This window comes from Rhodococcus sp. MSC1_016, assembly GCF_023667485.2.
In the GTDB taxonomy this organism is placed as follows: domain Bacteria; phylum Actinomycetota; class Actinomycetes; order Mycobacteriales; family Mycobacteriaceae; genus Rhodococcus_F; species Rhodococcus_F oxybenzonivorans.
The window spans coordinates 6,950,131-6,969,262 of the sequence record NZ_JAMOZI020000001.1; the positions used below are offsets into that span (position 1 = coordinate 6,950,131).

The following is a 19,132-nucleotide window of genomic DNA, read 5'->3' on the forward strand; positions in this document are numbered from 1 at the left end:
CACGTCCTTGTTCAGTGGTGGGTGTTGGCGCGGTCCAGGGAAGGTGCGCGCTGGTCGACAAGTTGTTTGCGAATCTTCGCCAGCGCGCCTTGTGCATTGAAGCCGGTGGCTCCCACTGTGATTCCGCCGCGCGAGTAGGTGAACACACGAGTGGAGTGGGAAAGCTCGACTGCGTCGATGTCCACGTCGGTCAGGTCTGGATCGCCAACGTGCTGAATTCGGGTGCCGTGCTGATCGGACCAGACGAACGGCACCGTCGACGCGTGGCGTGGCGCGTGCGGATGCACGATGTTGTGCGCGGCCACCGCGGCGTGCTCGCGGGCGTTGGTCCAATGCTCCACCCGCATCTCATCGCCGTAACGGGGATTGAACCAGCGCGCGACGTCACCTATGGCGTAGACGTTCGATGTGCCGTTCACCCGTAGGTCCGGGCCACACGCGAAGCCGTTCCGAATGGGGAGAGCGGAATCGGCCGCCCAGTCGGTGCAGGGCGCGGTCCCGATCCCCACCACCACTACGTCGCCGACGACGGTGTCGCCGTCGTCGAGCAGTAACTCGAAGTCTTGGCGGCAGGGATCATAGGTTGCGCCACGCACGGTGGTTCCGCATCGGACGGTCACCCCGTGTCGTGCGTGTAGTGATGCAAGCGCGTGGGACACCGGTTCCGGCAGCACCCGGGCGGCCATCCGGGGTCCGGCTTCGATGATGGTGACATCGAGGCCACGCTCGCGCGTACTGGAGGCGACTTCGGCGCCGATGAAACCGCCGCCGACGACGATGACGCGAGGACGGCGAAGCAGGGCGGTGCGGAGCGCAGTTGCGTCGGCGAAGGTTCGCAGATAGTGCACACCGGGTATGCCGTCGAGTACGGACAGATGGCGTGGTGCGGAGCCGGTGGCGAGGATGGCGTTGTCGTAGCGGATGACGCTCCCGTCACCGAGGGACAGTGTCGACGCCGCGGTGTCTACGGCGACGGCCGCCGTTCCCCTGCGGTAGTCGATGTTCTGTCCGATGTGGTCGGTCAGATCTGGTGACGGGAGGTCGGTGTTCGACAACACTGCCTTCGACAGTGGCGGCTTGTCATACGGCTCTTCGTTTTCACCGTCGACGAGGATGATGCGGTGGTGAGGGTCGTTGTGTCGTAGCGCCGCCGCCGCTCGGATTCCGGCAACGGAGGCACCGACGATGACAGTGGTGGCTGCGGCGTGCATGGTCAGGACTCGGAGATCCGGATCGCCCGGACGGGGCAGTCGGCTTCGGCTTCCCGGAGGGTGTCCTGGTCTGCGTCCGTGGGGTGGCCGGGCCGGGTGAAGGCGATGTTGGTGTCGGGGTCGAGGTCGAAGACGTCGGGTGCGGCGACCAAGCAATTCCCGTAACCGTTGCAGGCCGCAGTGTCGATGTGGATGCGCGGTGTCATAGTGTTTCAGCTCCTGGGTGCAGAGTCGGCGAAAGACAGGGGGAGCTTTCGTAATCCGAAATGTGCCCCGGCCTCGATCGCCGTGAAGGTGGGGCCGGCCGCCAGCGTGATCGGCGGATACTGGCAGAGAGTTTCGAGGAGGATGCGCAGTTCGGATCGGGCAAGTGCAGATCCGACACATTGATGAATGCCCCACCCGAACGCCAAGTGGCCTCTTGCGGAACGGTGGATATCGAACTCGTTCGGGTGCTCGAATTGCCGGCAGTCACGATTGGCTGCGGCATTGAGAAGCAGCACCCATGAGCCTCCCGGGATGGTGGTACCACCGACATCGACCTCACGAGTGGTGCGGCGAGCAAACATCTGTGCAGGAGTGCGGAGTCGCAGCATCTCCTCGACGTACAGTGGTGCGACACCGGGGTCCGCGCGAAGGCGCTCCTGCAACGATAAATCCGAAGCCAGTAAATACAGCAGTGTGCTCACCGAATTCAACGTCGTCTCATGGCCGGCCACGGCAAGAGTCAACAGCACCGAGTGTATTTCTCCGATGTCGATCGGGCGTCCGTCGACTTCGGCATCGAGTAGCCAGGTGAGGTAGTCGCCGGGCCGACGGGCGCGGTGCTCGTCGATGTCGCGGTCGACGGCCTCGACAAGCGCTGCGCGGCCTCGAAGCTGCGACTCGGCCGTCCCGTCCCTCCAAATATCCTCGGTCAGTCCACGAAAGCGTGCCACGGTTGCCGGGGAGAAACCGACGATTTTGGTGAGCACGCGTAGTGGAATCGACAGCGCAACGTCGGCCACCGCGTCGCCTCCACCGGACTGGTGGAACGAGGCGAGCACCTCGGAAATCATCGAGGTGAGCCACGGCTGTAAATCCCGTATCGAGTCGGGAGTCAACGCCCGTGTCAGCAACGACCGGTAATGGGTGTGTAGCGGGGGGTCGTAGTCGATCGGTATCGATGACATGCCGTCCACCATCGGGATCCGGTGTCCGGAGGCCGAGGAGAAGGTCTCATGATCGCGAAGCGCCGCCTTGACGTCCGAATAGCGACTGATGATCCAGTATCCGCCGTGGAGTGGCGAGTAGATCGCAGGGCCGGCCGACAACAAGCGCTCGTACGCGTCCCAGAGCGTCGAGTCATTCCAGCTCGGGCTCAGGTGATCGAATCCTTCGATCGTCGAGGCCATCTGCTCGCCTTCGGTGGTGTGTGTTGTAATGACGACCCCTCCTCGAAATCAGTGCTTCACGTCACAGTAAGAGGGCGCCTTTATATAAACAATTACCGAATTGGAGATAGGAACATAACTCTCTGCTTATTCCGCGGCAAATCACTAAATAACGGTTGGCTTATGCGCACATCAGGAACATCGTCTTTGCCTTATGGCGAGGGAGCGATAGTGTGATTGCTATCACTGTCAATCCCTGTCAATCCCTGTGCGGGGAGTTCCGTGCAGCACTCTCGAAGAGGACCCCATGAAGCCGAGAACCGAAGACCCTTCGCAGTTGAGCCTCGGGTACTTCTTTCCCAGCGGAAAGACTAACTTCCTGTACTCGGACGAAGCTGCTCGGCGAACACCGGCGATGACGAAAGCGAACCTGGTCGCCCTCGCGCAGGCAGCCGAACGGGTTGGCTTCGATTCCCTGTTCATCGCCGACAACTGGTCCGGGCACCAGCGTGTCGCCGAGGAGTTCGGGCACCAGTCGCCGGCATTCCATGCGCCGCTACTGGCTATGGCACTGCTGGCCACGACAGAGCACATCGGCGTCATTTCGACGTTCCACACCACTCACCACAAGCCCGCCCACGTCGCCCGGATGGGCGCCACACTCGATGCGTTCAGCGACGGACGGTGGGGCTGGAACGTGGTGACGGGATTCAGTGCCGACGAGGCGGCACTGTTCGGTGAGCCGTTCATCGATCACGACGAGCGTTACGTCATGGCAGCGGAATTCGTCGACATTGTCAAGAGGTTGTGGACCGAGCAGGAATCTATCGACGTCGACGGGAAGTACTACCGGGTGACCGGACGGATCAAAACCCCTCGGCCCGTGCAGGACCCGCACCCCTTGCTGGTCAGCGCGGGTGCATCCCCGGCAGGCGCCGAGTTCGCGGCACGGTTCTGCGATCAGTTGGTGACGTTGGCCAACACCGAGGAGAAGGTGCGTGAAGTTGATCGTCGATTGGCTGCGCTGACCGAAAAGAGCAAACGAGTGGTGGGAACGTGCCCGTTCTCGATGGCTATCGTGCGCCCCAACGAGGGCGAGGCCGAGGAGGAATATGCGCGACTGTTGCAGTCTCTCAACGTCGAGGCCACCAAGGAGATCGCCGCCGATGTGCTCGGATCGATCGAATCTTCCCGGTCGATGTACGAGAAGATGGGGGAGGACGAAGCAACCCGCGCGTTCGGCGGCGCCGGATCGGTCTTGCAGCTGATCGGAACCCCCGAACAGGTTGCGGAGAAAATCATCTCCCTGAAGAGCACCACGGCGACAACGAATGTGCTGATCAACTTCCCGCTGTGGAGCCCGCAGGAGCTGGAATCCTTCTCCTCCGTACTGCCGTATCTGCGTGAAGCGGGGGTTTGGTCGCCACCGCAGGACCGCAACTGGTCGTGGTGAAGTGCGTTCGGTGGCGTCACCGGGAGCGAAGTGCGGCACGAATCTCGTCGACGGCCGCTTGCTGGAGTGGGGAGAAATACTTGTCTCGCCGCCACAGCAACGCAATACGCTCGGAAAGTTCGAGGCCGGGAACGGTCAGCTCCTGTAGTCGACCCGTAGCAAGGTCGGATTCGACGACGTAACGCGGAGCGAAAATCGCCCAGGCGTTGTCGGCGGCTGCCTGCTTCATCGGCTCGGCATGTCCGAAGCGGATGACGAAATTTGGTTCGATGTCACTCAGTCGAGTGAGCTGTTCCATCAGGTTTCGTTGGTAGATCACCTTGCGTGGCGCACCGACGAAAGGCAATGCCAAGGCCTCGTCGAGGGACAGCGTTGTCGAGGGGGCGACGAGACCCGGTCCGGCGCAGAGGGTGATCGGCTCGGTGCGAACGGCTTCGGAGGACATGGTGTCCGGTAGGTGTCGCTGATCCCAGGTCACCACGGCGAAGTCCGCCTCACCGGTTTCGACCGCGCGCAACGCTTCGTTGGGTTGCGAGCTGGACAGGGTGAGGTCCGCACCGGGTCGGCCACGCTGGAACCGGCTCAGAATCGGGGGTAGAAGGTAACTCCCCACCGCCATGCTCGATGCGATGGACGCGGCGCCACCGCGCCCCGAGCCGAGTTCGTCGACGTCGCGCCTGATTTGCGCCGCCGAGGCCAGCATTTCCTTGGCCCACTGATTCGCGCGTTCCCCCGCTTCTGTCAGCAGCATGCGGTTACCGCGGCGGACGAAGAGCTTGGCGCCGAGCCAGGATTCGAGAGCTCGCAACTGCCCCGAGACGGCCGGCTGGGCAACCATCAGCACTTCTGCGGCCCGAGTGACACTGCCCTCTTCGACGACGAGGCGAAAGACCTCCAGACGCTTGAGCGAAAGCTGTGCTTCCATAACTCCTCATATAAGCAATAGGTGATGCGTATATCGAGATCCTGATATTTGCTTTATACCACGTGATCTCTATCGTTAACTGCATCACAGCCGCAGTGGTTTGGATCGCCATCCGTTCCGCGGGAACGAGGACCCGGCGCCGTGAGCGAACAAGCGCGCATCGGTGCGGCCCCCTCGAACACACAACTGGCAAGGACGACGATGAACGTACCGTGGATAACGGAACAGCAAGTGCGAGAGAAGGTGTCGATTGCCGATGCGATCGAAGCGATCGCCGGATCGATTACCCGTGAGGTCGACGGGACCGCCCGAAACATCCCCAAGACGATGACGACCTGGGAGCCGGCCAGCAGCGCCCACGCGCTCGGCGCCTATGACGAGGGAGCCGGTCTCGTCGCTTTCAAAACCTGGGTCAATACCCCTGAGGGTGCCTCGGCGCTGCTGACGCTGTTCGACGCCACTACCGGTATCCCCCGTGCAGTTCTCGAGGCCGGCGCGCTCGGTGCACTGCGCACCGCGGCTGTCTCCGGGTTGGCGACACGTCTGATGAGTGCTCCCGATGCCGCCGAGCTGGCTGTGATCGGCAGCGGTCGTCAGGCGTTGGGGCAGGTTGCTGCGGTGTGTGCAGTGCGCCCGATCGCCCGGGTCCGGGTGTGGAGTCGGTCCGAGAACAGCCGGATCGGATTCGCCGCCACGGTGCGCGACACACTGGGGGTGGATGCCGTCACGGCCCCGACACTCGCGGAGGCGGTCGACGGGGCGCCGATCGTCACCCTTGTCACGCGGGCGACGGAACCGTTCCTCAGCCCAGGAGTGATGTCTGCGGGAACACACCTCAATGCGGTCGGGGCGATTCTGCCGCACACAGCCGAGTTCGATCCTGCGCTGCTGGCCGATTCCGATCTGACGGTCGTCGACAGCCTCGCCAACGCGCGTCGATCGTCTCGCGAATTGACCGAGTACTACGGCGAAGACTGGGCTGCGGTGAAGACGCTCGGTGATCTTCTCACCGGTGCGGTGGTACGGCCGCTGAACCCTGCTTTGACGATCTTCAAAGGACTCGGGATGGGGCTGGCCGATCTGGCTGTCGCTGCAACGGTGCTCGAGTCGACCCACCGCGAAGGAGCACTGGCATGAGATTCCGTACCGACACCGCACTGATCACCGGATCGATCGCGCCCCTGATCACCCCATTCACCGATAGCGGAGCCTTGGACACAGCAAGCCTACGTCGGCTGGTCCGGTGGCAGATCGCCGCCGGATCGCACGGCCTGTCGATCGGTGGCTCCACCGGAGAGCCCAGCGCTCAGACGATCGCCGAGCGGATCGAGGCGATCGAGACCGTTGCCGACGAGAACAATGATCGAGTTCCGTTCATCCCCGGAACCGGCTCGGCCAAGCTGGACGAAACCCTCGAGATCACCGCGGCCGCGCGGGCCGCCGGCGCCGACGCGGCGCTGATCATCACCCCCTACTACGCGCGCCCCACCCAAGAGGCGCTCTACCGGTGGTACGGCACCATCGCAGGGGAGTTCCCGGACCTGCCGATCATCATGTACAACGTCCCGTCGCGGACCGCCGTCGACCTGGATCCGTCCACGGTCGCCCGCCTCCACCAGGACTTCGACAACATCGTCGGTATCAAGGAAACGACGAAGGACTTCGAACACTTCTCCCGGGTGATTTTCGAAGCGGGAGAGAGTATCTCGGTGTGGTCCGGCATCGAACTGCTCTGTCTGCCGCTGCTGGCACTCGGCGGTGTCGGGTTCGTCAGTGCCGTCAGCAACATCGCACCCCACACGGTCGCTCGGATGTACGAGCTGTGGACAGCAGGTGATCACGACGGGGCCCGCGCACTGCATTATGCGCTGCATCCACTGGTCGACCTGCTGTTCGTCGAAACCAATCCGGCGCCGGTGAAGTGGGTCCTGCACCAGCAGGGGCGGATCGCCTCACCGCACGTGCGGTCTCCGCTGATCACGCCCACACCGGCGGGCATCGACAAGATCGAGACCCTGCTCGGTCAGGCCTCGACCATCCTGACCGAAGAGAAGGCGTTCTCGACCATCCTGACCGAAGAGAAGGCGTTCTGATGCGCGTGGCAACGGTCGAACACGGCGGCGATCGGCGGACCGTCGTCCTCGACGCAGACGGCCGCTCACGGGACGTCACCGGGCTCACCGGTGTGGTGGCCGCGGACGTCGACATCGAGAAATTCGTTTCCCTGACCGAGCAGGATCTCCGTCGATGCCCGTTGATCGATCTGGACGAAATCACCCGTTGGTTACCGCCGGTCACCGATCCGCGGCGGATACTCTGCGTCGGCTTCAATTACCACAACCACGCCGTCGAGATGGACAAGGAACCCCCTCGGTACCCCACCTTCTTCGTCCGTTTCCCCTCCTCGCTCGTCGGGCACGGAGAGCCGATCGAACGATCCCCGATGTCGGACAGTTTGGACTGGGAGGGGGAGATCGCGATCGTCATCGGCCGCGGTGGCCGCAACATCCGCGCCGAGGATGCGGCGGATCATATTTGGGGTTACACGGCCTTCGCGGACAACAGTGTTCGGGAATACCAGCTTCATGGAACCCAGGCCACGGCGGGGAAAAACTTCGACCAGTCCGGGTCGATCGGCCCGTGGCTGGTCACTTCGGATGAGATCGCCGACCCGAAAACCCTGGAAGTGCACACCTATCTCGGTGACAGCCGAGTGCAGTCCGGGGTTCTCGCGGATCTGGTTTTCGACGTTCCCACCGTCATCGAGTACGTGAGCACTTGGACGACACTGACCCCCGGAGACATCATTGCCACCGGCACGCCCGCGGGGATCGGTTTCCGACAGGACCCACCCCGGTACCTACAGCCCGGGGAAGTGTTGACCATCGACATCCCCGGCGTCACTCGACTCGTCAACCACGTCAAATGACGTAGCGAGGAGGAAGAAAATGGCAACAAGGTCGATCGCTCAGCACGAGGACATCGCAGCATCGCTGAAGGAGGTCATGGCTGCTGTCTGTACTCCGGTCTCGGTAGTGACGGCCATGGACGGAGAACGACCCCACGGGACCACTGTCAGTGCCTTCACGTCTCTGTCGATGGCACCTCCCATGGTCCTGGTTTCTCTCGATCGCTCCTCGGCGCTTCTCGGAATCATCCAGCGCAGCGGACGATTCGGCGTCAACATCCTCGGTAGCGCCCAGTCGGCAGCGGCCACGGCCTTCGCCTGCAAAGGGGCCGACAAATTCGCCGACACACCGTGGACACGGGTCAGTGGTGTTCCCCGCTTGGACGGGGCTCCGGGATGGGTGGTGTGTGACGCGTCCTCCTTCGTCGAGGGCGGAGACCACATTCTCATATTGGGTGAGGTTCGTGAGGCGGTAGCTCACGACGGACCGCCACTCACCTATTTCCGCCGCGACTTCGGCACCCACACGCGCCTCGCCCAGGAGCACCAGTGACTCCGTCACGCCCCGGTGATCACGCGGTGACCCGGGCCGTCACGACCTTGCGGGCCGGCGGCATGGTCGTCGTGGTCGATAGCGAGGACCGCGAGAACGAGGGCGACCTCGTGGCCGGTGCCGACACCGTCAGCGCCGACCAGATGGCCTTCATGGTCCGCCACACCACCGGCATCATCTGTGTCCCGATGACGACCGAACGAGCGGATCAGCTAGGGCTTGCGCCGATGGTGCCGATGAACACCGACCCCCACCAGACCGCCTTCACCGTCACAGTCGACCACACAGGCGCCGGAACCGGTGTGTCGGCCGGCGACCGCGCGATGACCGTACGGGCCCTTGCCTGCTCGACCAGTGTGCCCGGTGATTTCCGTCGCCCCGGACACGTTTTCCCGCTTCGCTCGCGACCGGGAGGGGTCCGCGAGCGGCCCGGGCACACCGAGGCCGCCATCGACCTACTCACACTCGCTGATCGTGCTCCTGTCGGGGTGATCGGGGAAATCGTGGCAGAGGACGGTTCGATGCGCCGGGGGTCGGATCTGCGCAAATTCGCGGACCGCCACGGATTGCCCGTGGTCGCGATCGCCGATCTCGCAGAGTTCCGGCGACCGAAAGCAGCACCTGTGGAGAGACTTTCCACCTCACGAATGCCTACCGCCTTCGGCGAATTCCAAGCGATCGCCTATCGTGCGAGCGACGACGGAGTCGAGCATCTGGCGTTGGTGATGGGCGACGTGGCTGCGGCCGCCGATAGCGAACCCGGTGCCCTCGTTCGCCTACACAGTGAATGCCTGACAGGGGACATTCTCGCCTCCACCAGGTGTGACTGCGGTAGCCAACTCGAGCAGGCACTGGTGGCGGTCAGTCAGGAGCACTGTGGCGCGGTGATCTACCTACGGGGGCACGAGGGTCGTGGCATCGGGTTGGCACACAAGATCAACGCCTACGCGCTTCAAGACAGTGGTCTGGACACCGTCGACGCCAACCTGGCGCAAGGGCTCGCCGCCGATGCCCGCTCGTACGCGGTCGGAGCCCATATTCTCGAAGACCTCGGCATAGGCAGAGTTCGCGTGTTGACCAACAATCCGGCCAAATGCGCGGCTTTGACCCGCTATGGGCTCGAGGTCGTCGACCGCGTCGCGCTCTCGAGTAACGCAACCACCGACAACGTGCGTTATCTCCGCACCAAACGCGACCGCATGGGCCATCTCCTCGACATCCCCGACGTCATCGACTCTGAAAGAAGCGTGCTGTGACCGCAGATCTCGGCGATCAGGTTCTGACACCCTTGAACTTTCTCGAACGTGCGGAGGCCATCCACGCCGATCGCACCGCCATGACCTACCACTCCCGGTCGTGGTCGTACGGTGAGTTCGCGGTCACTGCCCGCCGCATGGCCGGCACCCTCGCAGGCCACGGAGTCACACGCGGTGACCGCGTCGCCGTCCTGGCATCGAACACCCCACTGATGCTGCTCGCACACTTCGCCGTTCCCTTGGCAGGCGGTGTGCTCGTCACCCTCAACCACCGCCTGGCTGCACCGGAACTCGCGTACATCGTTCAGCACTCCGGCGCATCTCTCGTCCTGTACGACAACGAATTCCATCCTGCTGCAGACTCCTTCGGAATCCGGACCCTTGCGGTGGGCGAGGTGCTGGAAGCCGGCGGACCCGAATACGCACGCTCGGTTGATGACGAGCGCAGCCTCATCTCGCTGAACTACACCAGCGGTACGACCGGCCGGCCCAAAGGCGTCATGTATCACCACCGCGGCGCCTACCTGCAGGCACTTGCCATGATCCACCATGCCCGACTCGGTCTCGACACCGTTTACCTGTGGACGCTGCCGATGTTTCACTGCAACGGCTGGTGTTTTCCTTGGGCGATCACCGCCGCCGCAGGAACGCAGGTCTGTCTCGATCGACCCGACCCGGACACGGTATGGCGGCACCTCCGCAGTGGCGGCATCACCCACTTCAACGCCGCTCCCACCGTCCTCACCAACCTGACTCAACATCGTGAGGCGGCAAACGGACCGCTGGGAAGAACCGTCGAGGTAGGGACCGGGGGAGCGCCACCGTCGCCCACCCTCCTGTCGGAACTGACCATACTCGGCATCCACACCACCCACCTCTACGGACTCACCGAAACCTTCGGCCCTGCAGTGGTGAACGAACCACGCCCCGAATGGAACAGTCTCAGCCACCCCGATCTGTCCAAAGCGATGGCCGTGCAGGGCAACTCCAATATCGTCGGCACAGGAATCCGGGTATTGGACACCGTCGGCAAGACCGACGACGCCCCCGTCGTCGACGTCCCCGCGGACGGCGCAACCCTCGGGGAGATCGCTGTTCGCGGAAACACGGTGATGCTGGGCTATTACCACGACGACCCTGCAACCGAGGTTGCCCGCATGGGAGAGTGGTTCAAGACCGGCGATCTCGGCGTCATGCATCCCGACGGATCGGTCGAGATTCGGGACCGGGCAAAAGACATCGTGATCTCGGGCGGAGAGAACATCGCCACGGTCGAAGTCGAGCACGTACTCACCTCCCATCCCGCGGTCGCCGAGGTGGCCGTCATCGGAATCGCAGACCCGAAGTGGGGTGAAGTCCCGGTGGCTGTCGTCACGCTCCGGCCGGGCGCGAAGGTGTCGACCGAGGAACTCATCGCCTTCACCCGCACCCAACTGGCGGGTTTCAAGACGCCTAAGCACGTCTACTTCCGCGAATTGCCCAAGTCTGGGACCGGAAAGATCCTCAAGCACCGGCTCCGCGAGCTCATTTCACCGGAAGCTCCGCAGGCGCGGTCAGCGACGGTGGAATAGCGCAGCTCGCTGCTCTCCGCCGTAAAGGGCCACCGACCCCTACGCGAAACAAGTCCTGTGACGACTACTGGTTCGCGTATGAACACAGGTTCATCCGCCGAACTCTCGGTAACGTGCAGTTGAAGGCGGCGACACGTTCCCTGAGGGAAGAAGCACCGTGGTACCGAGTGCGGGTGAGGCCGCTGCCCGACGCCGCTGAGACCTCGCACCCGATCAGCAGACCGCAATGGCCACCAAGAACCACATCCTCATCGTCGTGACGAACGTCGCCGAGTACCAGAAGGTCGGCTACCGGACAGGTCTGTAACTGGGCGAACTGACGCACTTCTACGACTACGTCACCGATAACGGCTACGAAGTCGACATTGTCAGTCCTGCAGGCGGTTACGTACCGATCGACCCGGAGAGCCTCGCTCACGACGTGCTCGGTGACCTCGGCACCGACATGCGCTACCGCGACCGCGAGTTCATGGATCTTCTCCGTGACACGAAGAAGGTTGCAGACGTCGACGTCGAGGAATACGACGCCATCTACTTCACCGGCGGCCATGGTGTGATGTTCGACTTCGGCGGTGACGACCTCGGTGCAGTGACGGCGAAATTCTACGAATCCGGCCGGATCGTGTCGGCGGTGTGTCACGGACCGGCCGGCCTGCGGGGCGTTCCCCTGAGTGACGGCACTCCGCTTGTCAAAGACAAGAATGTCACTGGCTTCTCCTGGCCGGAAGAGGAGGCGGCACAACGGGCCGACGCCGTCCCGTTCAGTCTTCAGGATGAGCTGAAAAAGCTGGGAGCGAACTACAGCATCGCCGACGAACCGTTCGCAACCTATGTGGTCGAGGAGGGGACGCTGATCACGGGGCAGAACCCGGGGAGCGCCCCGCGCTGTGGCGGAAGCAGCGGTGAAGAGGCTGCACACCCGTTAGCGTCCGAACGTGTTCGGCGATCCTACGCCTTGGTGAAGAGCTGCCCTTTCCCTGCCGTGGTTCCACTTCACCGGCCCGCCGAGACCGTGAAGCGACTGTCGGTCTCTTCACGGATCTCGACGGCGCCGGGTGCGGAAGGACGCCCGATTCGACTACTTCACGAAGTCGAGGAGGGCGTCGTTGACCTCCTGGAAGTGGGTCCAGAGCAGGCCGTGCGGGGCGCCTTCGACCTCGACGTACCGCGCTTCGGGAAACGCTTCGTGGAACGGACGCCCGGCGGCGTCGATCGGGAGAATGTTGTCCTTCGTCCCGTGCAGGATCAAGGCAGGTTTGCCCGACTCGCGCACCTTCTTGATGTCGGCACGGAAATCTTCGATCCAGCTGGACACGACGGCATACGCGGCAACGGGAGCGCTTCCGGCCGCAACATTCCAGCTGTTGCGTACGGCGGCTTCGCTGATGCGACTGCCGAGGTTCTCGTCGAGGTTGTAGAAGTCTTTGTAGAAGTTGTCGAACCAGGCGAACCGGTCTTCGCGGGCTGCCGCCTCGATGCCGTCGAACACCGACTGTGGCACGCCGGTCGGGTTGTCGTCGGTCTGCAGGAGGAAGGGCTCGAGCGAGGCGAGGAAGGCGAACTTGGCGACACGATCAGTGCCGTAGATGCCGGCGTACCGGGCGAGCTCGCCGGTGCCCATCGAGAATCCGACGAGGATGACGTCGTTGAGGTCCAACGTGGTTAGCACGGTGTTCAGATCCGAGGCGAACGTGTCGTAGTCGTAGCCAGTGGTGGGCTTGCTGGACTGCCCGAACCCGCGACGGTCGTACGTGATCACCCGGTATCCGGCTTTCAGCAGTGCTGCCGACTGGCGCTCCCAGGAGTTGCCGTCGAGCGGGTAGCCGTGGATGAGGACGACGGGTTGTCCTGTGCCGTGATCCTCGTAGTACACCTCGATGGGGGTGCTGTTCTCGGTGCCGACCTCGATATATGCCATGGTGACGCCCTTCCTTGATCCTCGACTCACCGGAGAACGTGCGTTCTCCGGTGCGTGGACTACTCTAGAGAACGATGGTTCTCAGGGCAAGGGGTAAGTGACGTGGATGTAGACGCAGCGAAGGCGGCGGTGCTCGAATCGGCCGATGCGCTCTTCTATGCGCGCGGCATCCAGTCGGTCGGCATGGACGAGTTACGCACCGCCGCCGGGATCTCCCTCAAGCGGATGTACGGACTGTTTCCGTCCAAGGCTGCCATCGTTACCGGAGTCCTCGAAGGGCGTACCGCAATGTGGAATGACGGCATTCGCGCGGAGGCGAGCCGACACGACACTCCGCGCGAGAAACTGTTGTCGATATTCGACTTTCTCGACGCCTGGTTCCACGAGGACGAGTTCCGCGGTTGCGCCTTCATCAATTCGTTCGGTGAGCTCGGCAGCACCATGCCCGCGGTCGCGGCGGCAGCACACAGTCACAAGAAGCAGTTCATCGACTATGTCACCGACCTGGCCGTACAGGCCGGATGCGCGCCGATTGTCGGGCTCCAAATCGCATTGCTCGCGGAGGGGGCGCAGACAACCGCCGCCATCTCCGAGTCGCCCGAATCTGCTACCGCCGCAAAAGCGGCCGCGGCCGTACTCCTCGACAACTGTGCCGTCACGAGCTGAAGGCGCAGGACTATCGGCTCACCTCGCTGTGTCGAAGCCCCGGCTCAGCACCGTGTCGGCGCGGGCTCGCCTCGGAATCGCGCCGCGATGAACTCGTACGCATCCGGGAAACCCACCACAGCAGTGGTCATGTGCTCCGAGATTTCGTACGGCACGAACGTCAGGTTTGCTCCGGCGGTGCAGTATCGACGAGCCACCTCTGCCACCGAATCGAAGGGCGTGAGCCCGTCCAGGGTGCCGTGCCACATGTAGACCGGCGCCGTCGGCACACCCTCGAAATAGCGGAGACTGTTCTCGCGTAACACCTGGCGTGCGGTCGAACTCGCCATAAGACTGGTCGACGCGGCCAGCTGTCCGGCGTTCCGGAAAGCGCCGTGGAACAGAAGGAATCGCCGGCACTCGTTGCTCATCCATTCGCGCAGCCACAGACCGGTTTCGTTGAGCTGCGACGACACCGGCAGCCGTTCCGGGTACTCACGCTCGAGGCCGACGGCCGCCGCGAAAGCGAGCCCGAACCCGGGGTGCGGGTTGAACCCGAGCCCCTCGGCCATCTGTTCGAGATCAGCCGGAATTCCGCCCTGCACCACAGCGGCAAGCTTCAGCTCGGGAGCATAGGTCGGCGCGAGCGCTGCCGCCCAGGCGCTTGCCATTCCACCGCCGGAGTAGCCCGCCAGGGCTACGGGGCTGTTCGTGAGGCCCAATTCGGATACTCGCTGAACTGCGCGAATGCTGTCCAACGTGATCATGCCGCCGAGTTTGGCGGCACCGTACGCACCGGTCGGGCCGAGGTGGTCCGGCACCGAAACGGCCCATCCCCGCTGCAGGCCCAGATACATCCCCGGCGATTCCTGCATCTCCAGGTTGAATAGAGCTCGTGAGGGCGCGCACTTGGTGCCCAGTGAATTGACGATCGCCTGATACGACACCAGCGGTGGATTCGCGACGCCCCGGGGGAGCAGCACCGTCGTGACCGCCAGGATGGGATTTCCGGCAGAATTCGTCGAACGGAACGCGATCTGCCAGCCGTCCGAGTTGGCGTACATCCACGTGTCGATCCGTCGAGTGCGAACCACGTCGCCCGGCTGAATTGCCGCGAGATCGGCGGGAGCGAGGTAGAACGGATCCGGGTCGGGCCAGGGATAGAGCGGTTCGGCGCTTGCCGGCACCGGAACTGTCATTGCAAGGAAGATGGCACCGAGCATCGCCGCCATCAATGCCCTGAAGGCTCGCCGCATGAATTTGCTCCCTCTGCGCCGTATCGTCAAGACGCTGTGACTGTATACGAGCAGGGAGAGGCTCCGTTACAAATGTGACACGGCACGGACCATCAGACACCCATGTGGACGAACGCCCGACAATGCGCTGTCACCCGGGCAGATGACGTCGTTCGACGCAGCGGGTCGCGGTGGCCAGGTCCGAGACGTGGCCACCGCCGCTCCAGCTGTTAGCTACCGAATCCGCTGAACAGCTCGAGGAGACCGTCGAGACCGAAGTCCAGGCCGCCGCCGCCTGGGGTGGTCGAGCTGACAGTGACCCGCACGGGGGCGATGGGGTCCTGGTAGTCGACGTCGCCCTCCTCCTTGCACTTCGTGCGCACCTGGTATTCGCCGTCGGGGAAAACAGCCGAGGTGCCGACGCCGGACGCATTGGTCAGCACCTGACCGGCGACCATGGTCGGACCGGTCACGGGGAAGCTCTGGCCCACTTTCGTCGTGGAGTCGAGGACCGTTGCGTCGGCGCTGTAGACGGTGCCCTCGCACTTGACGAACGGCTTGGTGGTGTTCAGTCCGGTGATCGAGGTGGTGATCGTGCCTGCACCGGCGTCTGCGGTCACGGTCGCCGCACCGGTGATCGCTGCGGAACCGATGGCGGGGTTTGCGATCAGTGTGAGCGCGGAGAGTCCGGCGATGATGCCGGCGCCGGCCAGGCGCCGCTTGGTGGAAGAAGCCACGAGAGTATGTCCTTGTCGTTAGTCGCCGGGCCCCCGCACGCGGCGCATGTGATCCTTGCGTCCCAGCTCCGGATCACCCGGGGGGTGAGCCTCGGCTGAAGCGCGAGAACGGTTAGCCTGCCCTCTGTGAGGGCCGCCTAAGTAGATGCTGTGATCATCCCGCAAGTCAACAGATGTGACCGTCGTCACCATAAGACCTGTGAGTACTTATTACCCGCGGGCGGTTTGTGCTGTCTACGTTGATATGAGACACGGGTGTCTACGTAGATGCGAGACAGATTTTAGGCGGGTTGGAGTTGTCCTTGGTAGCGCTTGGTGTGGTCGAGGTGTAGGTGTCCGATCACGTTGCCGTCGGCGGTGTAGGCGGTGACGTGGTCGTCGTCGTGGAGCAGGGTGATGGTCTGCCCGGCTCTGCGCCGGCCGACGCTCAGTCGGGTGTGGGAGTCGATGCACACGGTGCCGGCGGAGGAGACGATCAGGGCGTGCACGGTGGCGTCGTGTTGGATCGGAAGTGCTTGTGGCCCACCGAGGAGTGGCGCGTTCTGCCAGGCCTGCAGTGGCGGCATCTTGACCGCACTGTGCGGGCGGTCGGTGTTGTAGAACCGCTGGTAGGTGTCGCAGAGCTGCTGCAGTTCGATCAGAGTGGTCGGTTGGGTGGGGTGAGTGGCCAACCATTGCTTGAAGGTGCGGTGGTGGCGTTCGACCTTCCCGCAGGTCTGTGGGTGGTATGGGGTGGAGTGGATCAGCCGCGCCCCGGCCCGCTTCACGACCCGGGTGAAGCCCGAGGTGCCGCCCTTGGTGCGGCGGGAGGTGAACGCGCTGCCGTTGTCGGCGAGTACCAGTGCCGGAACCCCGAAGTCGGTGAACGCGGCGATGATCGCCGCGATCGCCCCGGCGGCGGTCTCGGCGTCCGCGACCCGGGTGGCGACCAGGGTGCGGGTGCAGTCGTCGAGGACCTCGAAGACGGTGGCCTTGGCTCCGGTCGCCAACCGAACTTCGGTGGCGTCGATCTGATAGCAGTCGCGGGGTTTGCGGTAGCAGAACCGGCGGTAGGACGATTTCGGGCGTTTCTTCGGCTCGGGGACGACCAGGTGGTAGCGGGAGAGGATCTTGTTGATCGTGGCCCGGGACGGGATGGTCCAGCCCTGCTCGGACCAGTGTTGTTTCTCGGCGACCGCGTTCAGGTGGTAGGCGATGGTGTCGGCGCCGCGCTCGTGATGGGGCAGGTTGAGGCGAAGCCGCACGATCTCGGCCTCCACCTCCCACGCGGTGGCGTGTGGGCAGGAGGTGGGCCGGCGGGACCGGGCGGTCCACCGGCCGTCCTCCTCGATCCGTTTCTTGTGCCGGTAGGCGGTGGCGCGGGAGATCCCGTGGTCGGTGCACCAGCGGGCGAAGTTCCCGTCGAACATGTCGGCGCCGGTGGTCTGCGAGACCACCAGCAGGGCGTGTAGCAGTTCCATGACGGCTTCCGTTCCGGTCATGAACCAAGTCCACGACCAGTCAGGTGCCTCATACCTCAATCGACAGCAGCGTGTCTCACATCTGGGTGGACATCATCTGTCTCACATGTCCCCAGACTCAACAACCCGCGGGCGGTTAATAAGTACTCACAGGGGCCCCCGAGGGGGCACGTCCCCCTCATCGGCACCGGGTCGTCGCAGAAGTGAGCGGCATTCGGATAAGACGCGCGCAAAGAGGATAGCTTCACCGCTTCGGTGTCAATAGTGTTGTGGCTCACAGTCGAAGGGAATGTGATGCACAACGAATTCGATGCCGTCATCGTCGGTTCCGGAATCAACGGACTCGTCGCCGCGTCCATGCTGGCGCGATCTGGCTGGAAAGTGGCACTCCTGGAGAGTAATCCGGAGATCGGTGGGTTCGTCGGGAGCGGTGAGCGCACGGTGCCCGGCTACGTGCACGACACGTTCTCTTCCTGGTACCCGCTGTTCGTGTCGGGCCCCGCGCACACGGCGCTCGGCGACGACCTGGCCCGTCACGGGCTGCGATTCTGCAACACCGACGAGGCCGTGACCGCGAGCGTTGCCGACAGCGGCCGCGTCACCCTGGCGTATCGCGATCCGGAGCTGACGGCAGCGGGCTTCGGCAACGAAGAAGACGCGACTGCCTATCTGGAAGCGTTGCACCGGTTCGTTCGCAACGCACCGGTGATCGGCGGAATAATGGGCAGCGAAATCCGCAGCGCCGGAGTCGTTCCACTACTGGCGCGCTTCTTCAGAACCAACGGGCGGCGCGGCTCCGAGAAGTGGCTTCGAGACCTCGCTGCGTCGGGCCGCGCCTACTGTTCTCGGGAGTATGTCGGTCCCGAGGTAGATCACCTGTGGGTGCCGTGGCTGCTGCACGCGGGTCTGTCGCCGGACAATGCCTCCGGCGGCTTCATGATTCCGGTGCTGGCGGCCACCGTCCACGGGTTCGGACTGCCGGTCGTCGAGGGAGGATCGGCACGACTGCTCCAGGCCTTTCGAGGACTACTCGACGAATTGGGCGTCGAGGTGCATACCGGATCCCGCGTCGATCGCATCATTGTCGAGGGAGGACGTGCGACCGGCGTGGAAACGGCAGGGCGACGCTACCGGGCCCGGCGCGCCGTACTGGCGTCGGTAACACCCACCGCCTTGTACGGGTCGTTGCTGCCTCCCGAGGCGAGTCCTGCCCCGCTGCGGGCCCAGGCACGGCGGTACCGGTACGGGCGCGGTGAGATGCAGATCCACATCGCCTTGTCCGAATCACCCAGGTGGCGCGATACCCGCCTGGATGAGGTTCCGCTGGTTCATATCTCGGATGGATCGGCGAGTACCGGTATTGCCCGTGCGGAAGCGGAGGCCGGTCTTCTCCCCAGGAAGCCGACAGTCGTGGTGGGACAACAATCCCTTTTGGATCCCTCACGCGTTCCGTCCGGTGCCGCTTCGCTCTGGTTGCAACTGCAGGAAGTTCCGTACGAACCGCTCGGCGACGCCGCCGGCGAGCTGAACACCGCGGACGGTTGGACCCCGGAACTGGCCAAGGCGTACGCCCAGCGCGTCATCGATCGCGTGGACGCGCACACCCATGGTCTGAAGATCCTCGGAACGGACGTGATCTCGCCGGCCGATCTCGCGGTATACAACGAAAATGCCGTCGGCGGAGACCCCTACGGCGGCAGTTCCGAGCTGGATCAGAGCTTCCTGTGGCGCCCACTGCCGGAGGCCGGACGGCATCGGACCTGCGTGGACGGGCTCTGGCACATCGGGGCGTCCACTCATCCCGGAGCCGGACTGGGCGCCGGTTCAGGCCATCTGGTGGCCACCAAACTTGCCGCGCAGCGGCAGCGTAAAGCCAACTAGGAGTTG

The 19,132-nt window shown here is 63.8% G+C and carries 17 protein-coding genes and 1 pseudogene; 10 read left to right on the top strand and 8 right to left on the bottom strand.

Annotated features, from left to right (window positions below; genetic code table 11):
• Positions 1-11 precede the first annotated feature (11 nt).
• From L1080_RS32295 to L1080_RS32305, 3 genes are read right to left on the bottom strand one after another with little or no spacing between them, the layout of a single operon-like run.
• Positions 12-1,211, bottom strand: coding sequence for an NAD(P)/FAD-dependent oxidoreductase (locus L1080_RS32295; RefSeq protein WP_159924227.1), 1,200 nt, complete (start codon positions 1,209-1,211; stop codon positions 12-14).
• A 2-nt stretch (positions 1,212-1,213) separates the two neighbouring features.
• Positions 1,214-1,417, bottom strand: a complete 204-nt coding sequence (locus L1080_RS32300) for a ferredoxin (protein ID WP_250777964.1) — start codon at positions 1,415-1,417, stop codon at positions 1,214-1,216.
• 6 nt (positions 1,418-1,423) lie between these two features.
• A complete protein-coding gene (locus tag L1080_RS32305; protein WP_250777966.1) occupies positions 1,424-2,605 on the bottom strand; it encodes a cytochrome P450 in 1,182 nt (393 codons plus the stop codon).
• A gap of 286 nt (positions 2,606-2,891) precedes the next feature.
• Here L1080_RS32305 and L1080_RS32310 point away from each other — a divergent pair, with 286 nt between their 5' ends.
• Positions 2,892-4,037: an LLM class flavin-dependent oxidoreductase gene (locus L1080_RS32310; RefSeq protein WP_159924233.1), complete on the top strand. Its 1,146-nt coding sequence runs from the start codon at positions 2,892-2,894 to the stop codon at positions 4,035-4,037.
• A 16-nt stretch (positions 4,038-4,053) separates the two neighbouring features.
• Here L1080_RS32310 and L1080_RS32315 read toward each other — a convergent pair whose 3' ends face one another.
• The gene (locus L1080_RS32315; protein ID WP_250777968.1) at positions 4,054-4,962 is read right to left on the bottom strand and encodes a LysR family transcriptional regulator; all 909 of its coding nucleotides are present in this window, start codon (positions 4,960-4,962) and stop codon (positions 4,054-4,056) included.
• A gap of 201 nt (positions 4,963-5,163) precedes the next feature.
• Between L1080_RS32315 and L1080_RS32320 the strand changes: the two genes are divergently transcribed.
• The 7 genes and pseudogenes from L1080_RS32320 to L1080_RS32350 form a co-directional block, all read left to right on the top strand.
• On the top strand, positions 5,164-6,099 hold the full coding sequence (locus tag L1080_RS32320) for an ornithine cyclodeaminase family protein (protein WP_250777977.1): 936 nt from the start codon (positions 5,164-5,166) through the stop codon (positions 6,097-6,099).
• Positions 6,096-7,055 carry a 4-hydroxy-tetrahydrodipicolinate synthase gene (gene dapA / locus L1080_RS32325; protein WP_159924239.1) on the top strand — a complete coding sequence of 320 codons (960 nt, stop codon included), beginning with the start codon at positions 6,096-6,098 and terminating at the stop codon, positions 7,053-7,055. Before L1080_RS32320 ends, dapA begins: the two co-directional genes overlap by 4 nt.
• Positions 7,055-7,891 carry a fumarylacetoacetate hydrolase family protein gene (locus tag L1080_RS32330; protein ID WP_159924241.1) on the top strand — a complete coding sequence of 279 codons (837 nt, stop codon included), beginning with the start codon at positions 7,055-7,057 and terminating at the stop codon, positions 7,889-7,891. Before dapA ends, L1080_RS32330 begins: the two co-directional genes overlap by 1 nt.
• A 19-nt stretch (positions 7,892-7,910) precedes the next feature.
• Entirely contained in the window at positions 7,911-8,423 is a 513-nt protein-coding gene (locus L1080_RS32335; RefSeq protein ID WP_159924243.1) for a flavin reductase family protein, read from the top strand.
• Positions 8,420-9,679 carry a bifunctional 3,4-dihydroxy-2-butanone-4-phosphate synthase/GTP cyclohydrolase II gene (locus L1080_RS32340; protein ID WP_250777980.1) on the top strand — a complete coding sequence of 420 codons (1,260 nt, stop codon included), beginning with the start codon at positions 8,420-8,422 and terminating at the stop codon, positions 9,677-9,679. Before L1080_RS32335 ends, L1080_RS32340 begins: the two co-directional genes overlap by 4 nt.
• Positions 9,676-11,250 (top strand): AMP-binding protein, encoded by a 1,575-nt coding sequence (locus L1080_RS32345; protein WP_250777982.1) that lies wholly within the window; start codon positions 9,676-9,678, stop codon positions 11,248-11,250. The genes L1080_RS32340 and L1080_RS32345 overlap by 4 nt, the downstream gene beginning before the upstream one ends.
• Positions 11,251-11,614: 364 nt before the next feature.
• Positions 11,615-12,073 (top strand): annotated as a pseudogene (locus L1080_RS32350) (type 1 glutamine amidotransferase domain-containing protein); the annotation flags it as partial.
• A 255-nt stretch (positions 12,074-12,328) separates the two neighbouring features.
• Here L1080_RS32350 and L1080_RS32355 read toward each other — a convergent pair.
• Positions 12,329-13,168 (bottom strand): alpha/beta fold hydrolase, encoded by an 840-nt coding sequence (locus tag L1080_RS32355; protein ID WP_250777983.1) that lies wholly within the window; start codon positions 13,166-13,168, stop codon positions 12,329-12,331.
• 102 nt (positions 13,169-13,270) lie between these two features.
• On the opposite strand from L1080_RS32355, the gene L1080_RS32360 reads away from it, so the two are divergent.
• The gene (locus L1080_RS32360; protein WP_250777985.1) at positions 13,271-13,834 is read left to right on the top strand and encodes a TetR/AcrR family transcriptional regulator; all 564 of its coding nucleotides are present in this window, start codon (positions 13,271-13,273) and stop codon (positions 13,832-13,834) included.
• Positions 13,835-13,878: 44 nt separating this feature from the next.
• Here L1080_RS32360 and L1080_RS32365 read toward each other — a convergent pair whose 3' ends face one another.
• The 3 genes from L1080_RS32365 to L1080_RS32375 all read right to left on the bottom strand — a co-directional run bounded on the left by L1080_RS32365 (position 13,879) and on the right by L1080_RS32375 (position 17,266).
• Positions 13,879-15,069, bottom strand: coding sequence for a lipase family protein (locus L1080_RS32365; protein ID WP_442972166.1), 1,191 nt, complete (start codon positions 15,067-15,069; stop codon positions 13,879-13,881).
• A gap of 209 nt (positions 15,070-15,278) precedes the next feature.
• Positions 15,279-15,785 (bottom strand): hypothetical protein, encoded by a 507-nt coding sequence (locus L1080_RS32370; protein ID WP_159924251.1) that lies wholly within the window; start codon positions 15,783-15,785, stop codon positions 15,279-15,281.
• Positions 15,786-16,066: 281 nt separating this feature from the next.
• Positions 16,067-17,266 (bottom strand): DDE-type integrase/transposase/recombinase, encoded by a 1,200-nt coding sequence (locus tag L1080_RS32375; RefSeq protein WP_459032175.1) that lies wholly within the window; start codon positions 17,264-17,266, stop codon positions 16,067-16,069.
• 273 nt (positions 17,267-17,539) lie between these two features.
• On the opposite strand from L1080_RS32375, the gene L1080_RS32380 reads away from it, so the two are divergent.
• Positions 17,540-19,126, top strand: a complete 1,587-nt coding sequence (locus tag L1080_RS32380; RefSeq protein WP_250772540.1) for a phytoene desaturase family protein — start codon at positions 17,540-17,542, stop codon at positions 19,124-19,126.
• Positions 19,127-19,132 lie beyond the last annotated feature (6 nt).

Bases quoted from the DNA above. Each gene is read 5' to 3' on its own strand.
- L1080_RS32335 (WP_159924243.1), top strand. From the start codon at position 7,911: ATGGCAACAAGGTCGATCGCTCAGCACGAGGACATCGCAGCATCGCTG.
- L1080_RS32315 (WP_250777968.1), bottom strand. From the start codon at position 4,962: ATGGAAGCACAGCTTTCGCTCAAGCGTCTGGAGGTCTTTCGCCTCGTC.
- L1080_RS32295 (WP_159924227.1), bottom strand. From the start codon at position 1,211: ATGCACGCCGCAGCCACCACTGTCATCGTCGGTGCCTCCGTTGCCGGA.
- L1080_RS32320 (WP_250777977.1), top strand. From the start codon at position 5,164: ATGAACGTACCGTGGATAACGGAACAGCAAGTGCGAGAGAAGGTGTCG.
- L1080_RS32330 (WP_159924241.1), top strand. From the start codon at position 7,055: ATGCGCGTGGCAACGGTCGAACACGGCGGCGATCGGCGGACCGTCGTC.
- L1080_RS32310 (WP_159924233.1), top strand. From the start codon at position 2,892: ATGAAGCCGAGAACCGAAGACCCTTCGCAGTTGAGCCTCGGGTACTTC.
- L1080_RS32305 (WP_250777966.1), bottom strand. From the start codon at position 2,605: ATGGCCTCGACGATCGAAGGATTCGATCACCTGAGCCCGAGCTGGAAT.
- L1080_RS32365 (WP_442972166.1), bottom strand. From the start codon at position 15,069: ATGCGGCGAGCCTTCAGGGCATTGATGGCGGCGATGCTCGGTGCCATC.
- L1080_RS32355 (WP_250777983.1), bottom strand. From the start codon at position 13,168: ATGGCATATATCGAGGTCGGCACCGAGAACAGCACCCCCATCGAGGTG.
- L1080_RS32380 (WP_250772540.1), top strand. From the start codon at position 17,540: ATGCACAACGAATTCGATGCCGTCATCGTCGGTTCCGGAATCAACGGA.
- L1080_RS32375 (WP_459032175.1), bottom strand. From the start codon at position 17,266: ATGACCGGAACGGAAGCCGTCATGGAACTGCTACACGCCCTGCTGGTG.
- dapA (WP_159924239.1), top strand. From the start codon at position 6,096: ATGAGATTCCGTACCGACACCGCACTGATCACCGGATCGATCGCGCCC.
- L1080_RS32300 (WP_250777964.1), bottom strand. From the start codon at position 1,417: ATGACACCGCGCATCCACATCGACACTGCGGCCTGCAACGGTTACGGG.